This is a genomic window from Elioraea tepidiphila DSM 17972 (assembly GCF_000378465.1).
GTDB lineage: Bacteria > Pseudomonadota > Alphaproteobacteria > Acetobacterales > Acetobacteraceae > Elioraea > Elioraea tepidiphila.
Window position 1 is genome coordinate 1 of sequence record NZ_KB899939.1, and the last position, 18299, is coordinate 18299.

Consider the following 18299-nt stretch of genomic DNA (forward strand, 5'->3'; position numbering starts at 1 on the left):
CAATCGAGTCCCGACCGCCCGCCGCGTAGAGCCGGTCGAACTCGCCAGACAGCCGCTCCAGCGCGCGGTTCACCAGATCCCGGATCGGTCGCAGCGGGTGATCCGGCGGCACCAATGCCTCCAAGCTCACATAGCTGAACATCGAACCCGTCTGCCGATCCGATCCCCGCATCGCTACAGCCCACCCCGCCGCCAACCAGCAGCAGCAGCGAATCAGGCCATGAGCGATTCGAACAGCCGAATTTCCGCAGCCTGCTAGACGACCTTGCGCCGGCGCACGCGCCTGGGCGGATCGAGCGGATAGGCGAGCCCGCTCGCATCGACGCCGAGATCGATCAGCAGCTTCGCCTGAGCGATCGCGCAGCGATAGCCTTCCAGCACCGGCACATCCCAGCCGAGCTCGCGCAGCCGACGCTGCAACGGCGCCTGCAGCCAGTACGCGGCCGAGCAGCCGAGGATCAGGCTTTCCGCGCCATCCTCCTCGATCGCCGCCTCCGCCTCGCGCACCGCCATCTCGAGCATGGCCGCGCCGCCCTCGCGCGCGAACCGCTCGCTCTCCTCCTGCACCGTGACGCGCCCCGCATGCGCCTCGCGCGGCAGGGGGAACTCGAGATTGCGGATCGACGCGCAGTGCTCGGTCATGCGGTAGCGCACCACCAGGTCGGCCATCTGCATGTTGTGGCCTTCCGAGATGTCGATGATGCTGAACCGGTGGCCGAGCGCGATCGCGGCGTGCATCTGTGCATGCGCGCAGGCGGTGACGGCGATGCCGTGACGATGCGCGATCTCTCGGCTCTCGACATAGCCGGGATCGCCGCCGCCCAGCAGCACGATGCCGTTGTACTTTCCGGACTCGCAGGCCTCGCGCACGACCTTGAGGCGGTTGACGCCGGCGATCGCGAATTCCTCGCGCGTCTCGACCCCGCCCCGCCCGTGCGTCGCGGGCGCGCCCGGATGGGCGTCCCACGAGACGCCCGCGAGCAGGGGCGCGATCGCCTCGTAGTTCATCAGCAGGTCTTCCTTGCGGCCCTCGGAGGCGCGCATGCGGAACAGCGAGTCGGCGCCGTACCTGTAGGCGGCGATCAGCAGGAAGCGGTAGGGCGAGGCGTCATCCGCCATGGCTCGATCCTCAATAGGCAGAGCGGCCGCCATCGGCGGCGATGGTGGCACCGGTGATCATGCGCGCGGCATCGGAGGCGAGGAAGACCGCGGTCGCGGCGATGTGCTCGGGCTCGCCGACCCAGAACGGGTAGTCGCGCAGCCGGCCGACCGGGTCTTGCGGGTCGTTCTTCACACGATCCGACGAGAGATCCCCCCAGGTGCGGATGATCCGCTCGGTCATCACCCGGCCCGAGGCGATGACATTCGCGCGGATGTTGTGCTTGGCGTAGGTGCCGGCGAGCGCACGGGTGAAGGACAGGATCGCCCCCTTCGCCGCCGTGTACACGTGGAATGGGCTCGCGCCGCGCAGCGCCGCGCCCGACGACATGTTGACGATCGCGCCTCCGCCGGCGCGGATCATCGCCGGGATCGCGTGACGGCAGCAGAGGAAGGTGCCGCGGACATCGAGGCCGAAGGTACGATCGAACACCTCGAGCGGCACCTCCGTCACCGGCCCGTCCTCCGGCACCGTGCCGCCGGCGCAGTTGTGGAGGATGTCCAGCCGGCCGAAGCGCCCGATCACGCCGCGCATGGCCTCGGCGACGTGCGCATCGTCCGTGATGTCGGCCGCGATCGCGACCGCCTCGCCGCCGGCCTCCGTCACCGCCGCGGCGGTGCGCCGGGCGCGCGCGGGGTCGAGCTCGATCACCGCGACGCGCGCCCCGGCCGCCGCGAAGGCGAGCGCGGCAGCATGGCCGATGCCGCCACCGCCGCCCGAGATGACCGCGACCCTGCCGCTCATCGATGAATCCATGACCGGCCCTCTGCTATCCTGTCTTCGCAACGACCTGGTCGCCGATGCGCGGCTGCTGCTGCCAGGCACGTTCGATCGCCAGCACCTCCGGCGGCTCGACCTTGACGCCGAGGCCGATGATCAGCGAACCGGCCGCGAGGTAGTAGGCGGCGAGCATCGCGATGTCGGTCGCCTCGCGCGGGCTGAACGCGGCGGTCAGCGCGGTCCAGACCGGATCGGGGATGCCGGCGAAGCTCGTGAAGGCGAACACGAAGTCGCACAGCGCCTTGTCCGCCGGCGACAGCCCGTCGGGCGTGCGCCCGTCCTGGATCGCGGCGAGCTCGGCCTCGGTGACGCCGGCGTCGCGGGCGAGCGGCGCGTGATGGGCCCAGGCATAGGCGATGCCGCGGCCGACGATCACGATCACCAGCTCGCGCTGGCGCTCGGACAGCGCATTGCCGTAGCGGCCGTAATGGCCGAGGGCGGAGAAGCGCGCCAGCGCCTCCGGCGCGTGGCCGAGCGACTTCAGCAGGTTGGAGACCCAGCCGCGGGAGGCGGCGACGCGGGCGAACACCTCGGCGGTCTCGGGCGTCGTCTCCGGTGTCGGCTCGGGCATGCGGCTCGCGCTGCCGGGGGTCCAGACGGTGCTCATGCCGGGTACCCGAACTTGCTCTTGATGAATCCGATGATGTCGGCGACGCAGCGGTCGGGCATCATGTCGGCGATGTTGTGCGGCATGTGCTCGTACTCGCGCATCGTGACGTCGGGGATGCGCTCGCGCATCGCATCGTAGAGGCGCGCACTGCCGACGGTCTCGCCGCCTGGATAGATCACCAGCGTCGGCGCCTTGATGCGCGGCAGCTCGTCCACCCAGGACTGCGTCGCCATGTAGCCGATGAAGCGCGCCACATAGGCCGGATCGTTCTCGCCGGTCTGCCTGAGGAACCACTCGATCATGCCGGGCGGGGTGGTCGCGAGATCGAAGCGCATGGCGATGGTGCGGCGCAGGAACGGCGTCAGTCCCTCGCGCTCGATCTGCGGCAGCCAGTCGAGCGCGCTTGGGCTGAGGCCCGGGGTCGAGCCGACGACGCTCAGGCTCAGCACGCGCTCGGGAGAGCCGATCGCCAGCTTCTGCGCGAGATAACCGCCGGCGGAGTTCCCCGCGATGTGCGCCTCGCCGACGCCGAGTGCGTCCATCAGCTCCGCGACATCCTGCACGAAGCGGTCCATCGACAGCGGCATCGACGGAGGCGGCACCTCGGAGCCGCCATGGCCGCGGATGTCCATGCGGACGAGACGGAAATGCCGCGCAAGCCCCGGCACCCAGGAATAGAACCGCTCGGCGTTGCCCATCGCGGAGTGCAGCAGCACCATCACCGGGGGCGTCGTCCACGGATCGGTGAAGTCGTCGATGTAGAAGGCGATCTTCAGCCCGTCGCTCGCGGTGAAGGTGTGACGTGTCGTCATCGCGCGGTGGTCCTGCCTCGTTCCGTGGTGGGTTGCCCGATCAACGAAGGATGCGCTCCAGAGTGTGCGGGCCGATCGCGAGCCGGCCGCGCTCGGCCTCGCGGATCAGCGCGGCGATGCGGGCGTGGGTGGGGGCCGCGAGGCCGAGCCGCTCGGCCTCGCCGGCGATGAAGCCGTTGAAGAACGCGACCTCGGTCGGGCGGCCCTTGCGCAGGTCCTGCAAGGTCCCCGACATGCCGCCCTCGACCATGCCCGCGGCTTGGCGCGCCAGCGCGTCGAGCGCCGTCGTCAGCGCGGCGGCATTGCCCGCGGCCGCGTCGCACCAGACCCGCGGCGGAATGCCGAACAGCGTCTCCAGGCGGAACCCGAGCGCCGCGCCGAGCGCGATCGCCTCGGCCGCGAGCTGCACCGCCACGCCGGCGGTATCGACGCGGGTATAGACCTCGATCAGCGACAGTCCCGTCAGGCCGGAGAGCCCCGTGGTCATGGTGTTGGCGCAGAGCTTGGCCCAGCGCTCGGTCCAGAGATCGGTGGTTACCGCGCTCGCATCGACCGCCGAGAGCAGTGCCGCGATCCGCTCGGCGCGCGGTGTGCGCCGGCCATGCAGCTCGCCCACCTTGAACACGGCGCCACCCGCCGCACCACGCCGTCCCGCCCGTCGCACCACGCCTGGCCCGGCCATGAACACGTTCAGGCCCGCGCCGATCGCGCCGAGCGTGCGTCCCCAGCCGACCGCGCGCGCGACCCGCTCCTCCACCAGGGCGTTCTGCAGCGTCACCACCGGCGCGGTCGGCGGCAGCCACGTTGCCAGCAGGGCCGCCGCCCAGTCGGTGTCGTAGAGCTTGACGGTCAGGAACGCGACCGCAACGTCGAGGTCGCGCAGCCGATGCGCCTCGCCGAGATCCCAGGCCTCGACCGCGGCGGTCTGCCGTCCTTCCGGCGCATCGACCGTCAGGCCCTGTGCGCGGATCGCGCGCACATGCTCGGGCCAGCCATCGATCAGCACGACGTCGTGACCGGCAGTGGCGAGTCCGCCGGCGACCAGGCTGCCGACCGCGCCGCCACCCAGCAGGACGACGCGGCCGGAGACCGGAAGGGTCATTGCGGCTCGATGCCGGCGCGCTTGACGATCTCGGCGAACTTCACCTTGTCCTCGGCGATCCGCCGCGCGAACTCCGCCGGGCCGAGGCGGCCGGGTGTGATGCCCTGCGCGGCGAAGCGCTGCCCGAACTCCGGCCCATCGAGGATCGGGCGCACGGCGGTGGCCACCCGGTCGACGATCGCCTGCGGCAATCCCCGCGGCCCGACGAGGCCCCACCATGCGCCCATGTCGAAGCCCGGATAGCCGCTCTCGGCCACGGTCGGGATATCGGGCGCCATGGCGAGACGCTCCGCGCTCGACACCGCCAGTGCGCGCAGTTTGCCGGACTGGATGTGCGGATAGGTGGGCGCGACCGACATGAACGCGGCCTCGACGCGGCCGGCCGTGAGATCGACCAGCGCATCGGCATCGCCGCGATACGGCACGTGGTTCATCTCGATCCCGGCGACCGTCATGAACAGGCTGGAGGTCAGGTGCGGCCCCGCGCCCACGCCCGAGGATGCGTAGTTGAGGCGGCCCGGGCGCTGCTTCGTCAGCGCGATCAGTTCCGCGACGCTGCGCGCCGGCACGCTCTCATGCACGACCAGGAAGTAGGGCGCCGAGGCGCCGAGCGCGATCGGCGTGAAGTCGGCGACCGGATCGAAGGTGACATCCTTGCGCACGCTCGGCGCGAGCACCTGCGCCGAGGAGATCATGTAGAGCGTATAGCCGTCGGGCTCGGCGCGCTTGGCGACATCCGCCGCGATCGTGCCGGCGGCACCCGTGCGGTTCTCGACCACGATGTTCTGGCCGAGCGCCTCGGCGAGCGGGGCGGCGATCGCGCGCGCCACCAGATCGTTCGCCCCGCCCGCCGGATAGCCGACGAGGATGCGGATCGGCCGGGTCGGCCATTGCTGCGCCCGCGCCGTGCCGGCAAGGGCGGCGATGGAGACGGCGCCGAGTCCCAAGAGCGCGCCACGGCGCGTTGCAGCGAAGGATGGATGGTCACGCATGTCGTGTCTCCCCGTGCGGTGTCGTGTGTGACGTGGCGTCCCTCGGTATCGTCCGCCGGCTTGTTTCCTCTGCCAGGCGCGTTCGATCGCCAGCACCTCCGGTGGTTCGATCTCGACGTCGAAGGCGAGCAGCATGGTGCCGAGGGCCAGGTAGTAGCCGGCGATCAGGGAGATGTCGGTCACCTGGCGCGGGCTGAAGTGCCGGTTCAGCGCCGCCGCGGTCGCGGGTGCGACGCCCTTGCCGGCGAGGAAGGCGAACATGTAGTCCGAGAGCGCACGTTCCGCCGGCGGCAGGTCGGATGGCGTCTCACCGCGGCCGATCGCGTCGATCTGCCCCTGGATCAGCCCGGCCTGAAGCCCGAGCGGCACGTGATGCGCCCAGGCACAGGGCACGCCGCGCGCGACGATCAGGATCGCGAGTTCGCGCTGGACCTCGCTCAGCGCGGTGCCGTAGCGGCCGTAACGGGCGACCGCCGCGAACACTTTCAGCCCTTCGGGCGCGGCGGAGAGCGTACGCATCGCGTCGAGACCCAGCCGCGGCTGGCGGCGATGCGCTCGAACACCGCCCTGATCTCGGCATCCTCCGGCTCGCTGGGGATCGGGATCAGCTTCATCCGGCTTCCTTGGCAGGGATGATATCTAATATATTAGTCTCAGCATGACTCGCGACGCCGCACAGCGCAAGCGCCCCTCATCGCCGGAGCCCGTTCCCGCCACGGCGACGACCCCTTTCCCGAGCCGCCAGGAGGCCGTCGCGGAGGCGCTCCGGCTCGACATCCTGCGCGGTCGGCTCGGCGGTGGTGCGCGGCTCGACATCGACGAGATCGCCGCGCGGCACGGCGTCAGCCGTACGCCGGTGCGCGATGCGTTGAAGCAACTGGAGAGCGAGGGGCTGGTCCAGGTGCTGCCCTATCGCGGCGTCGAGGTCACCGCCCTGACCGACGACGACCTGCGCGAGCTCTTCGCGATCCGCATCGCGCTCGAACGGCTTGCCGTCGCCCAGGCCGCGCTGCGCATCACCGAGGCGGAGCTCGACGGGCTGCGGCGCATCCTCCAGCGCATGGACCGGCTGAAGCAGCGCGACAGGTCGTGGATCGCGCTCAACATCGCCTTCCACGACGCCATCCACGCGGCCACGCGCTGGCCGCGCCTCATCGAGATGATCCGCATCCAGCGCACGAATGTCGAACGATACGTGCGCGCGCGGGGCTCGGAACTCGGCATCGCCCGGCAGCAGGCCGAGCATTGGGCGCTGGTCGAGGCGCTGGCGCGGCACGATCCCGAGGCGGCCGAGCGCATCATCGCCGGGCACCTGCGGCAGACGATGGACGTCCTGTGCCGCGGGTCGGACGGCGGTGTGGCTGGCTGACGCGCGCTTCGCGACGCGGACCGGCGCCGCGCCTAGGTCGCGAAGTGGCAGGCCGCTTCCTGCCGCTCCCAGTCCGCGCGCAGCACCGGGTCCTCGTCGGCGCAGCGCTTCTGCGCCTTCGGGCAGCGCGTGCGGAACCGGCAGCCCGACGGCAGCGCGGTCGGGCTCGGCGGCTCGCCTTCCAGCGCGAAACTGTCCGTCACGCGGGGGCCGCCGATGCGCGGGATCGCGGCCAGCAGCGACTGCGTGTACGGGTGGCGCGGCGCGCTGAAGATCGCCTCGGTGTCGCCGATCTCCACCACCCGCCCGAGATACATCACCGCGACCCGCTGGCAGATCATGCGCACGACCGAGAGATCGTGCGAGATGAACAGATAGGTCAGGCCGAACTGCTCGCGCAGCGACAGCAGCAGGTTCAGGATCGTCGCCTGCACCGACACGTCGAGCCCCGAGGTCGGCTCGTCGAGGATCACCACCGAGGGCTTCAGCGTCAGGATGCGCGCGAGCCCGACGCGGCGCTGCTGGCCGCCGCTGATCTCGTGCGGATAGAGATCGAGATGCGTCTCGGGCAGGCCGACCGCGCGCAGGATCTCGCGCACGCGCGCCTCGCGTTCCGGTTCCGGCAGGGTCGTGTGCACCACCAGCGGCTCATGCAGCGAGCTGCGAATGGTCCAGCGCGGATCGAGCGACGCGCCCGGGTCCTGGTAGCAGTACTGGAGATGCTCGCGGAAGCGCCGGCTCTGGTGCGGCTTGAGCTGCGCGATGTCGTGCCCCTCGAAGATCACGCGCCCCGCGCTCGCGGTGTGGATGCCCATCAGCGTCTTGCCGAGCGTCGACTTGCCGCAGCCCGACTCGCCGACGATGCCGAGGATCTCGCCGCGCCTGACCGAGAACGACACGTCGTCGAGCACGCGCAGCCAGCCAATCCGGCGCTTCCAGACATTGCGGACCGGGAAGTACTTCCGCAGAGCCTCGACCTCGAGGATGGTCTCGGCCGCGCTCACGAGGCGGGCTCCGTCGCGGAGAGCCTGTGATGGCAGCGCACGCTGTGCAGCGCGTCCACTGCCTCGGGCGGGGGCCGTTCGGTGCGGCAGATCCCGGTCGCGCGCTCGCAGCGCGGATGGAAGCGGCAGCCGGGTGGCGGATCGATCAGGCGCGGAATCTCCCCGGCGATGCCGCGGATGCCGGCCTCCGACGACGGCAGGCTGTCGAGCAGCTTGCGGGTGTAGGGGTGGCTCGGCCGTTCGAAGAACCCGTCGACCGGCGCCTCCTCGACCTCCTGTCCGGCATACATCACCGTGATGCGGTCGCAGATCTCGTACGCGGCGCCGAGATCATGCGTGGTGAACAGCACCGCCACGCCGCGCTCCCGCGCGAGCTGCTTCAGCAGCTTCAGGATCTGCGCCTGCACCGTGACATCGAGCGCCGTGGTCGGCTCATCGGCGATCACGAGCTTCGGTTCGGGCAGCAGCGCCATCGCGATCATCAGCCGCTGGCGCTGCCCGCCTGAGACCTCGTGCGGATATTTGCGCAGCACGGCCTCCGGGTTCGGCAACTGCACCAGGCGCAGCAGCTCCAGCACGCGCGCGCGATCGGCCGCGCGCCGCTCGCGCGGATAGCTGTTGAAGAACCCCTGGCGATCGTCCGCGCCACCCCGGAGCAGCGGCGACTTGAAGCGCATCAGGTCGTCGATCTGCGTGCCGATCGTGAACACCGGATTGAAGGCGGTGGAGGGGTCCTGCGGGATGTAGACGATCTCGCGTCCGCGCACCTCGGACGCGAGGGCCGATTCGGGAAGTGTCAGCAGGTCGCGCCCGCCAAAGCGGATCTCGCCGCTCTCGATCCGCGCGCTGTTGCGCGGCAGGATGCCGAGGATCGCGCGTGCGAGCGTGGTCTTGCCGCAGCCGGACTCGCCGACCAGGCCGCGGATCTCGCCCGCCCGGATCGCGAGATCGACGCCGTCCAGCACCTTGGCGGTCCCGGCATCCGAGCCGAACGAGACGCGCAGGTTGCGGACCGAGATCAGCTCACTTGCCATGCTGCCCTGCGCGCCGGAGCCGGGGATCGAGCACGTCGCGCAACCCGTCGCCGAGCAGGTTGAACCCCATCACCACCATGAAGATCGCGAGCCCGGGGAAGGCCGCATACCACCAGGCCATCGGCAGGAACTCGCGCGATTCGGCGATGGTGCGGCCCCATTCCGGCGTCGGCGGCGGGGGGCCGAGGCCGAGGAAGCCCAGCGTGGCGGCGGTCAGGATCGTGCCCCCCATGCCGATCGTCGTGCGCACGATGATCGAGGACGAGATCGAGGGCAGGATGTGCAGCACCATGACGCGGAGCGGCGAGCAGCCGAGCGCGATCGCCGCCTCGACGAAGGGCTCGTTCTTGATCGAGCGCGTCTCGGCGTAGACGAGGCGCGCCCAGAACGGCCAGTAGGTGGCGGAGAGGGCGAGGATCACGTTCTCGATCGAGGGACCGAGCGTCTGCGCGATCGCGATCGCCAGCACGATCTGGGGCACGGCGAGGAAGATGTCGGAGACGCGCATCAGCAGGTCGCTGCCGAGGCCCTCGTAGTAGCCGGCGACGAGGCCGATCGGCACGCCGATGATCACGGCGATCGTGATCGCGGTGACGGCGATCGTGATGGTGATGCGCGCCCCGAACAGCAGCCGCGAGTAGATGTCGCTGCCCATGCGGTCCGTGCCGAGCCAGTTCTCGGGCCCGGGCGGGCTCAGGCGGCGGGCGGTGTGGAACTCGGCCACATCGCCGGGATGGGTCGACAGCCAGGGCGCGAAGATCGCCGCGAGCACGAGCAGCACGATCAGCGCGAGGCCGAGCATCGCGGCCCGGTCCTCGGCGAGCTTGCGCAGCACCCGGCGCATCAGCGCGTCTCCCGCGGATCGATCATGCCCTGGAGGATGTCGACCACCAGGTTGACGACGATGAACATGGTTCCCGCGATCAGCGTGAAGCCCATGACCGCGTTGTAGTCCGAGCTCAGGATCGCGTTGACCGCGAACAGGCCGAGCCCTGGCCAGTCGAACACCGCCTCGACCACCACTGCGCCGGCGAGCAGGATGCCGAAGATCAGCCCGATCTGCGTCACCGTGCCGATCAGCGCGTTGCGCAGCACGTATTTCCAGATCACGAGGCGGCGCGGGTAGCCCATGGCGGTCTCGTAGAGCACGTAGTTGCTCTCCAGCGCGTTCAGCACGCCGGCGCGGGTGAAGCGCACGATCGTCGCGGCCGCCGGCAGGGCGAGGGTCGCGACCGGCAGGATCATGTGATGCAGCGCGTCCCAGAGGATCTCCATGTCCCACAGGATCAGCGCGTCGATCACGTAGAAGCCGGTGATCGGCTCCGGCCCCCAGCCTTCGATCCGCCCGCTGAGCGGCGTGATGCCGAGGCGCATCGAGAACAGCAGCTGCAGCAGGATCGCGAACCAGAAGCTCGCGATCGCGAGGCCCGCGATGGTGACGACCCGGAGCGCGTGGTCGAGCCAGGAGTTGCGCTTGAGCGCGCTGACCACGCCGAGCGGGATGCCGATCAGGCTCGCGACCACGATGGTGACGAGCGTCAGTTCCAGCGTGGCCGGCAGCCGGCTCATCAGGTCCTCGGCGACGGGGCGGCCGGTGAAGATGCTGCGCCCCATGTCGCCTTCGAGGATCGCCTCGATGTAGCGGACGAACTGGATGTGCAGCGGCTGATCGAGACCGAGCCGCGCGCGGATCGCGGCGATCGTCTCGGGCGTCGCGTTCTCGCCTGCGACGAAGGCGGCCGGATCGGCCGGGATCACGTGCGAGATGAAGAAGACGATCGCGAGCAGCCCCAGCACGGTGGGGAAGAACCAGATCAGCCGGTTGACGATCAGGACGAGCGTCTTCACGGGGCGGCGCCCTCCGCCGCCCCGTCATCACACCGCAAGGTCACGCGATGCTGAGCCAGCGCATCTCCTGCCCGTCGCCGATCGGGCAGAACCGCACCCCGCTCACGTTCTTGCGGAACGGCCCGAACCACTTGGTGTTGTGGATATAGATGCCCGCAGCCTCCGCGCTGGAGATGCGCGCCACCTGCTCGTAGAGCGGCGCGCGCTTCTCCTGGTCGGCGGTGGCGAGCGCCTCGTCCAGCAGCCTATCGACCTCGGGGTTGCTGTAGTAGCTCGCGTTGCCGCCCCGGTGGCGGTTGGTGTGCAGCAGCTCGCCCGCCCAGTTGTGCGGATCGGCGTAGTAGGTGCTGCGCCACAGGAACAGCACGTCGTACATCTGCTCCGGATCGCGCATCTTGTTCGACACCACCGGCCAGGGCTCGTTCAGCAGCCGGCTCGGGATGCCGACGCGGTTAAGCCCGTTCTGCAGCAGGGCCGCCGCCTGCATCGACTGCTCGTAGCCGACCATGCCGGCGATGACGATCTCGCGCGGCGGCGCGGCCATCTGCGCGATATGCCACTTCGCCCTGTCGATATCGTAGGTGTAGCCGGCGACATCCTTCGGCGCGCCCCACATGGGGTTGGGAATGACGTGGGTGTTCCGCACCACCGACTTGCCGAGGATGTTGTTGATCCAGCCGTCGTAGTCGAAGGCGTAGCAGAGCGCCTTGCGGAAATTGACGTCGTTCATCGGCGCCCGCTGGTTGTGGATGCAGGCGTAGAACAGGCGCGTTGATTCCGCCTCCATCACGTTCAGGTTCGGATCGGCCTGGAGGCGGGTGATCTGGTCCTGCGGCATGTAGGGGTCGGTGCCCTGGAAGTCGCCGCGGATGAGGCCGAGCACCCGGCTGTTGACCTCGGCGACGTAGCGGAAGTCGATCTCGGCGAGGCCGGCCGGCCCGAGGAAGTGGTTGTCGAAGCGTTGCGCGAGGAAGCCGCGCGCCGGATCGAAGCGGCGGATGATGTAGGAGCCCGATCCAGCGTCGTTGCGCGCGACCCACTCCTGGCCCCAGTCGCCGTTGCGTTCGTTGCGCTTCACCAGCGCCGAGTTGACGACATAGAGGTCATGCGTGGTCGCGGCGAAGATCGCGGAGGCGGACTTGATGTTGAATTCCACCGCATACTTGCCGACCGCCTTGGTGCTGCCCGGATCGACCAGGGTCGCGAACAGCGGATACGCCCCCTTCTTGATGGCGAGGATACGCTCCATCGAGTAGACCACGTCCTCGGCGGTCAACTCGGCACCGTCGTGGAACTTCACGCCCTCGCGCAGCTTGAAGGTGTAGCGCTTGCCGTCGTCCGAGACGGTATAGGACTCGGCGAGCCAGGGCTCCAGCTTGGGCGGATTGTCCAGCCAGCGCAGCAGCGAGTCGTAGCAGTTGAGGCGATAGGCGACGCGGCCGACATCGAAGGTGGCGTGCGGGTCCATCGTGTCGTAGGCGCTGCCATTGGCGAAGACGATGCGGCCACCGCCGCGCTGGGCCTCCGCCTCGCGCGGCAGCCCCACCGCGGCGACCGCCGCCCCGGCGGCGCCGGCCTTCAGCACATCACGGCGGCCAGGATTGGCCGCGGACGCAGGGTCGTTCTGCTTCCGCATTGCTCGTCTCCCCACAGATTGGTTCGCCATGCTGGTCTGTCTCGCCCGCATACGTCAAGACGTGGCGCGCTGTTGCCCTGACCGTCATGCGCGCATAGCGTTGATGACGATGCGGCATGACGAGCGGACATGGCGGGCAAGCCGATCCTGAAGGAGCCGATCCTGGTCTGGGGGGCGGGTGCGATCGGCGGCACGATCGGCGCGTTTCTCGTGCGTCACGGCCACGACGTGGTCTTCGTCGATGCCGACCCGGCCCATGTCCGCGCCATCGCCGCCGGTCGGCTGTCGATCCAGGGTCCTGTTGCGGCCTTCACGGCCGGCGCGCCCGCCTTCACGCCCGATGCGGTCCACGGCACCTTTCGCCGCGCGATCCTTGCGGTGAAGGCGCACCACACCGCGACGGCGATCCGCCAGCTCGCCCCGCATCTCGCCCAGGATGGCGCGGTGGTTTCGGCGCAGAACGGCCTGAACGAGATCGAGATCGCCAACGTGGTCGGACGGCAGCGCACGATCGGCGCCTTCGTCAATTTCGGCGCCGACTGGCAGGCACCCGGCGAGATCCTCTTCGCGAACCGAGGCGCGGTGGTGATCGGCGAGCTCGACGGCGTCGTGGGCGAGCGCCTGCGCGCGTGGCACGCCCTGCTCTGCGACTTCGAGCCCGATGCGGTGCTGACCGAGGACATCTTCGCCTATCTCTGGGGCAAGACCGGCTACGGCGCGCTGCTGAAGGCCAGTGCGATCGCCGACATGACGATCGCCGGGTTCATCGGCGAGCCGTCGCTGCGCGGGCTCAATGTCGCGCTGGTGCGGGAGGTGCTGGCCGTCGCCGCTGCCGAGGGCGTGGCCCCGCGGGGCTTCAACGGTTTCGACCCAGTCCCCTTCGCGCGGAACGATGCGGCCGGCATCGACGCCTCGATCGCTGCCATGGTCGCGTTCAACGCGGCCACCGCCAAGCCCTATTCCGGCGTCTGGCGCGACCTTGCCGTGCGCAGGCGGCCTACGGATTCGGCGGCCCAGCTCGCGCCGGTGCTCGCGGCGGCGCGCCGGCACGGCATCGCGACGCCGACGCTGGATCGGCTGGTCGCGCTGATCGGCGCGGTCGAGCGCGGCGAGCGGACGATCGGCCGGCCGCTCGCCGAGGAGCTCAGCGGCATCGCGGAAGGAAGACCTGCGTGACATCACCAACCAAGGTCGCCGTCGTCACGGGCGGCGCGCGCGGCATCGGCCGCGGCTGCGTCCACGCCCTCGCCGAGCGCGGGCTCGACATCGTCATCGTCGATCTGCTCCGCCCGGAGATGGAGCGCACCCGGGGCGAGATCGAGGCGATGGGCCGGGCGGTGATGATCGAGGAGGCGGATGTCGCCGACCACGCCCGCGCGCGCGAGATCGCGGCCGCGGTGAAGGCCAGGTTCGGCCGCTGCGATGTGCTGGTGAACAATGCCGGCCGCGGCAACCCGACCGGCATCCTCGAGATCACCGAGGAGGCGTTCGACCGCACGATCGCGGTCAACCTCAAGTCCTGCTTCAACTACATCCAGGCCTTCGCGCCACTGATGCTGGAGGGCGGCGGCGGGCGCATCGTCTCGATGTCCTCGCTGAACGCGCATACCGGCGGCGTGACCAGCGCGGTCTCGAAGTTCTCCTACGCCGCCGCCAAGGCCGGCATCATCGGCATGACGAAGGCGCTGGCGAAGGAACTCGGGCCGACCATCGCGATCAACGCGGTCTGCCCTGGCATCATCGAGACCGAGCTCGGCAATTCGCTCACGCGCACGCGCGGGGCCGAGCTTGCGAAGAAGATCGCGCTCCAGCGCGTCGGCAAGCCGGCGGACGTCGCGCAGCTTGTCGCGTTCCTGGCCACTGCCGAACCCTTCTTCATCACCGGCCAGGCGATCACCATCGACGGCTTCCAGTGGGAGATCTGACGGGCATGCCCTACCGGCTGGGTGTCGATATCGGCGGGACATTCGCGGATTTCTGCCTGCTGGACGAGGCGACCGGCGCGCTCTCGACGCTGAAGGTGCTGTCCACGCCGGCAACGCCCGGGGCGGAGGTGATCGCGGGACTGCAAGGGGTGGAGAAGCGGTTCGGCATCGCGGCCGATGCGATCACCTGGTTCACCCACGGCACGACCGTGGGCGTGAACGCGGTGATCCAGCGCAAGGGCATCAGGCTCGCGCTGTTCGTCACGCGCCATTTCCGCGACGTGCTGGAGCTCGCGCGGCTGAAATCGCCGGATCCCTATCACCTGCTGTCGCAGCGGCCGGCGCCGCTGGTACCGCGCGAGCGCGTGTTCGAGATCGACGGTCGGCTCGGCGCCGACGGGGCCGAGCTCGAACCGCTCGACGAGGCCTCGGTCGAGGCGGCACTCGCCGCGGCCGAGGCGGCCGGCGCGGAAGGCGTCGTGCTCGCGCTGCTGCACGCCTATCGGAACCCCGCCCACGAGCACGCCGCCAAGGCCGTGATCGCGCGCAGGCGGCCTGATCTTCCCGTCTATTGCTCGGCCGATGTCTGGCCGATCATCCGCGAGTACGAACGCACCGTCACCGCCACCGTGCACGGCCATGCGCAACCACGCGTCGCGCAGTATCTCGGCGCCTTGCAGGCGGCGCTGCGGCAGGCCGGGGTCGCCGCTGAACCGATGGTGACGAAATCGAATGGCGGCGTGATGCGGGCGGAGCTCGGCAAGACGCGCTGCGTCGAGATGCTGCTCTCCGGCACGGCGGCCGGGGCGATCGGCGCGGCCTTCGTCGCCCGCGAGGCCGGGGTGGCGCGCGCGATGAGCCTCGACATCGGCGGCACCAGCGCCGACGTCGCGGTGATCATCGACGGCGCGCCGAGCTACGGCACCGGCGAGCGCGTCGGCGACTTCCAGGTCTTCATCCCGACCGTTGCCGTCAGTTCGATCGGCGAGGGCGGCGGCTCGATCGCGGCGGTCGATGCGCTGAAGCGGCTGACCGTCGGGCCGGAGAGCGCGGGCTCCACGCCTGGCCCCGCATGCTACGGCCGCGGCGGCACGCGGGCGACCATCACCGATGCGATGTGCGTGCTCGGCCTGATCGGCCACGGCGCGCTCGGCTATGACAGCGTCACGGTACGGCGCGATCTCGCCGAGGCGGCGGTCGATGCGATCGCCGCCCCGCTCGGGCGGACGCGCGAGCAGGCGGCCGAGGCGATCGTGCAGGTCGCGATCAGCGGCATGTACCGCGAGATCAGCAAGCTCGCCGCGCGCCAGGGCGTGGATGCGCGCGAGTTCTGCCTGCTGCCCTTCGGCGGCGCGGGGCCGATGCTGGGTGCGCTGCTCGCGCGCGAGCTCGGCATGCGCGAGGTGCTTGTGCCGACCACGCCGGGCGTGCTCTCCGCCCTCGGCGGGTTGATCGCCGATATCCGCGGCGACGTGATCGAAACGGTCTATGCCGATCTCGATGCGCCCTCGCTGCCGCGCATCCTCGACGCCTTCGCGCGGCTGGAGGCCGAGGCGATGCGGTGGATCCGCGAGGATCAGCGCTTCCGGGGCGAGGTGACGCTGAGGCCCTCGGCCGAGATGCGCTATCGCGGCCAGTCCTTCGAGATCGAGGTGCCGCTCGAGCGCGACTGGCTCGCGCGCGCCGATCGCGCCGCGATCGCCGAGGCGTTCCATCGCACGCATGAGCGCATCTACGGCCATGCCGACGCCGAGGCGCCGATCCAGGCGATCGCGCTCCGCATGGTGGTCGAGGGCGCGGTGCCACGGCCGCGCTTTCCCGAGCAGCCGCGCGAGACCGGCGCGCCCGTGCCCCTGCGCGAGGTCGGGATCTGGCTCGACGGCGCGCGCCGCACGGCACCGCTCTATGCGCGCAGCGCGCTCCGCCACGGCCACCGCTTCGCCGGCCCCTGCATCGTGCTCCAGGAGGACTGCACGACCTGCGTCCCGCCGGGCATGAGCGGCGCGGTGGACCGGTTCGGCAATCTCCGTCTGACCCTCGGCTGAGGCCCCGCGATGTCGATCGATCCCGTCACGCTGCAGATCCTCGGCAACCATGCCCAGGCGGCCGCCGAAAGCATGGCATTCACGCTGTTCCGCACCGCGCATTCCACCTTCGTCAAGGAGACCGAGGATTTCACGACCGGGCTCTGCACGCCCGACGGGCAGACCTTCGCCTCGCCGCGCGAACTCGGTGCGACCTGGTTCGTCGGCCTCGACTACGGCCCGGTGATCCGCGCGATCGACGACTACCGCGAGGGCGATGTGTGCATGACCAACGACCCGTATAGCGGGTTCGTCTGCACCCATTCGCCGGACATCCATCTCTGGAAGCCGATCTTCTGGCAGGGCGAACTCGTCTGTTTCGCGGTCGGCCACATCCACAACACCGATGTCGGCGGTGCGGTGCCGGCCTCGCTCTCGCGCACGCTGACCGAGGTGCACCAGGAGGGCATCCGCTTCCCGCCCTGCAAGCTGGTGGATGCGGGCAGGCTCGATCAGCGCCTGCTCGACATCATGCTGCTGAACGTGCGCGCGCCGACCCAGAACTGGGGCGATCTGAAGGCGCAGCTCGCCTCGGTCGCCACCGGCGAGCGCAAGGTGCACGAGATGATCCGCCGCTTCGGCATCGAGACGTTCCGCCAGGGCATCCGTGACCTGCTCGATCTCGGCGAGCGCCAGGCGCGCCGCGTGCTCGCCGCCATCCCCGACGGCGACTACCCGTTCACCGACTATCTCGACGAGGATTCGCCGAACGGCCTGCCGTGCCGGCTGCACCTGAACCTGAAGATCCGCGGCGAGGAGGCGGTGCTCGACTTCACCGGCTCCGACCCGCAGCTCGCGGCCTCCCTGAACGTGCCGACGGGCGGCAACCCGCGCCACATCCTGCTGATGGTGGGCTGGAACTACGCGCTCTACACGCTCGACAGCACGGTGCTGCTGAACGGCGGTCTGACGCGCCCCGCGACCTGCATCACGCCGGAAGGAACCATCCTGAACCCGGTCTTTCCTGCCGCGGTGGGCATGCGTTCGCTGACCTGCGCGCGACTGCAGGGGGTGATCATGGGTGCCTTCCAGCGCGCGGTGCCCGATCGTCTGCCCGCCGGCCCGGCGAGCGGGGGGCCGATGATGAACGTCAACACCACCGACAACCGCACCGGCCGGCGACTGATGGCGGCGATCGACCCGATCACGGGCGGCGCCGGCGGCTCGCCTTTCGGCGACGGCATGGACGGGTCGGGAGCGAACAACGGCTTCCTCAAGAACACACCGGTCGAGATCAACGAGGCCGAGGTGCCGATCCGCATCCTGCGCTACGGGCTGGAACCCGACAGCGGCGGCGCGGGGCTGCATCGCGGCGGTCTCGCGACCGTGCTGGAGTTCCGCGTGCACGCGCCGGGCACGGTCGTGACCGCGCGCAACCGCGACCGCACGCGCTTCCGCTCCTGGGGGGTGCAGGGCGGCCGCCCCGGCGCGGCCTCGCAGTTCTGGCGCAATCCCGGCAGCAACCGCGCCGAGAACCTCGGCAACACGGACGTGGTCACGCTCGATCCGGGCGACGTGATCCGCATCGTCTGCTCGGGCGGATCGGGCTGGGGTCCGCCCTGGCAGCGGCCCGTCGAGGCCGTGCTCGCCGATCTCGCCGCCGGCAAGGTGACGGCCGAAGCCGCCACGCGCGATTACGGCGTGGTGCCGGGAGATGACGCGGCGACGGCTGCGCGCCGGGCGGAGCTCGCCGCCGCGCCGCTCCGGATGTTCGACGCGGGGCCGGAACGTGACGCCTATGAGCGGGTCTGGACGGAGGCGAACTACGCCGAGCTGACCGCGATCCTGGCACGCCTGCCGGTGCATTGGCGCCACTACGCCAAGCGGCGCATCTTCGCCCTGGTCGATGCCACGCCCGACCGGCGCGGCGACGGCAGCGAGGTGCGCGCCGCCTTCGCCGCCTTGCAGGACGAGTTCCCGCAGATCGCGCACTGAGAAGGGAGC

At 70.2% G+C, this 18299-nt stretch carries 18 protein-coding genes; 5 read left to right on the top strand and 13 right to left on the bottom strand.

All coding sequences use genetic code 11. The annotated features are described in order from the left end of the window. From F563_RS25760 to F563_RS25905, 8 genes are all read right to left on the bottom strand, one after another. Positions 1-172 (bottom strand): transposase (locus tag F563_RS25760; protein WP_035575704.1); only part of this gene is annotated, 172 nt, incomplete at its 3' end. 83 nt (positions 173-255) lie between these two features. Beyond that, positions 256-1119, bottom strand: coding sequence for an aspartate/glutamate racemase family protein (locus F563_RS0118705; protein ID WP_019016225.1), 864 nt, complete (start codon positions 1117-1119; stop codon positions 256-258). 10 nt (positions 1120-1129) lie between these two features. Beyond that, on the bottom strand, positions 1130-1903 hold the full coding sequence (locus F563_RS0118710; RefSeq protein ID WP_019016226.1) for an SDR family NAD(P)-dependent oxidoreductase: 774 nt from the start codon (positions 1901-1903) through the stop codon (positions 1130-1132). A gap of 25 nt (positions 1904-1928) precedes the next feature. Further along, a complete protein-coding gene (locus F563_RS24150; RefSeq protein WP_019016227.1) occupies positions 1929-2546 on the bottom strand; it encodes a carboxymuconolactone decarboxylase family protein in 618 nt (205 codons plus the stop codon). Beyond that, positions 2543-3361 (bottom strand): alpha/beta fold hydrolase, encoded by an 819-nt coding sequence (locus F563_RS0118720; protein WP_019016228.1) that lies wholly within the window; start codon positions 3359-3361, stop codon positions 2543-2545. The genes F563_RS24150 and F563_RS0118720 overlap by 4 nt, the downstream gene beginning before the upstream one ends. 40 nt (positions 3362-3401) lie before the next feature. Then, entirely contained in the window at positions 3402-4463 is a 1062-nt protein-coding gene (locus F563_RS0118725; protein WP_019016229.1) for a ketopantoate reductase family protein, read from the bottom strand. After that, a complete protein-coding gene (locus F563_RS24155; protein ID WP_084596693.1) occupies positions 4460-5974 on the bottom strand; it encodes a tripartite tricarboxylate transporter substrate-binding protein in 1515 nt (504 codons plus the stop codon). Before F563_RS24155 ends, F563_RS0118725 begins: the two co-directional genes overlap by 4 nt. Beyond that, positions 5941-6069: a hypothetical protein gene (locus tag F563_RS25905; RefSeq protein WP_019016231.1), complete on the bottom strand. Its 129-nt coding sequence runs from the start codon at positions 6067-6069 to the stop codon at positions 5941-5943. The genes F563_RS24155 and F563_RS25905 overlap by 34 nt, the downstream gene beginning before the upstream one ends. Positions 6070-6113: 44 nt before the next feature. Here F563_RS25905 and F563_RS23305 point away from each other — a divergent pair, with 44 nt between their 5' ends. Then, positions 6114-6824 (top strand): GntR family transcriptional regulator, encoded by a 711-nt coding sequence (locus F563_RS23305; RefSeq protein WP_019016232.1) that lies wholly within the window; start codon positions 6114-6116, stop codon positions 6822-6824. 32 nt (positions 6825-6856) lie between these two features. Here the strand turns inward: F563_RS23305 and F563_RS0118745 are convergent, their stop codons facing one another. From F563_RS0118745 to F563_RS0118765, 5 genes are read right to left on the bottom strand one after another with little or no spacing between them, the layout of a single operon-like run. After that, positions 6857-7828, bottom strand: a complete 972-nt coding sequence (locus F563_RS0118745; protein WP_019016233.1) for an ABC transporter ATP-binding protein — start codon at positions 7826-7828, stop codon at positions 6857-6859. Then, positions 7825-8862 carry an ABC transporter ATP-binding protein gene (locus F563_RS0118750; RefSeq protein WP_019016234.1) on the bottom strand — a complete coding sequence of 346 codons (1038 nt, stop codon included), beginning with the start codon at positions 8860-8862 and terminating at the stop codon, positions 7825-7827. The genes F563_RS0118745 and F563_RS0118750 overlap by 4 nt, the downstream gene beginning before the upstream one ends. Continuing rightward, complete coding sequence (locus F563_RS0118755) at positions 8852-9706, bottom strand: ABC transporter permease (RefSeq protein ID WP_019016235.1); 855 nt, start codon at positions 9704-9706, stop codon at positions 8852-8854. The genes F563_RS0118750 and F563_RS0118755 overlap by 11 nt, the downstream gene beginning before the upstream one ends. Beyond that, on the bottom strand, positions 9706-10710 hold the full coding sequence (locus tag F563_RS0118760; protein ID WP_019016236.1) for an ABC transporter permease: 1005 nt from the start codon (positions 10708-10710) through the stop codon (positions 9706-9708). The genes F563_RS0118755 and F563_RS0118760 overlap by 1 nt, the downstream gene beginning before the upstream one ends. A 40-nt stretch (positions 10711-10750) precedes the next feature. Then, a complete protein-coding gene (locus F563_RS0118765) occupies positions 10751-12346 on the bottom strand; it encodes an ABC transporter substrate-binding protein (RefSeq protein ID WP_019016237.1) in 1596 nt (531 codons plus the stop codon). 129 nt (positions 12347-12475) lie between these two features. On the opposite strand from F563_RS0118765, the gene F563_RS0118770 reads away from it, so the two are divergent. Genes F563_RS0118770 through F563_RS0118785 form a run of 4 tightly spaced genes read left to right on the top strand, consistent with a single transcriptional unit; the run spans position 12476 to position 18290 of the window. Further along, on the top strand, positions 12476-13522 hold the full coding sequence (locus F563_RS0118770; protein ID WP_019016238.1) for a ketopantoate reductase family protein: 1047 nt from the start codon (positions 12476-12478) through the stop codon (positions 13520-13522). Continuing rightward, complete coding sequence (locus tag F563_RS0118775) at positions 13519-14271, top strand: SDR family NAD(P)-dependent oxidoreductase (protein ID WP_019016239.1); 753 nt, start codon at positions 13519-13521, stop codon at positions 14269-14271. The genes F563_RS0118770 and F563_RS0118775 overlap by 4 nt, the downstream gene beginning before the upstream one ends. A 5-nt stretch (positions 14272-14276) precedes the next feature. Next, complete coding sequence (locus F563_RS0118780; RefSeq protein ID WP_019016240.1) at positions 14277-16316, top strand: hydantoinase/oxoprolinase family protein; 2040 nt, start codon at positions 14277-14279, stop codon at positions 16314-16316. A gap of 9 nt (positions 16317-16325) precedes the next feature. Continuing rightward, the gene (locus tag F563_RS0118785; protein WP_019016241.1) at positions 16326-18290 is read left to right on the top strand and encodes a hydantoinase B/oxoprolinase family protein; all 1965 of its coding nucleotides are present in this window, start codon (positions 16326-16328) and stop codon (positions 18288-18290) included. The last annotated feature ends 9 nt before the right edge of the window (positions 18291-18299 follow it).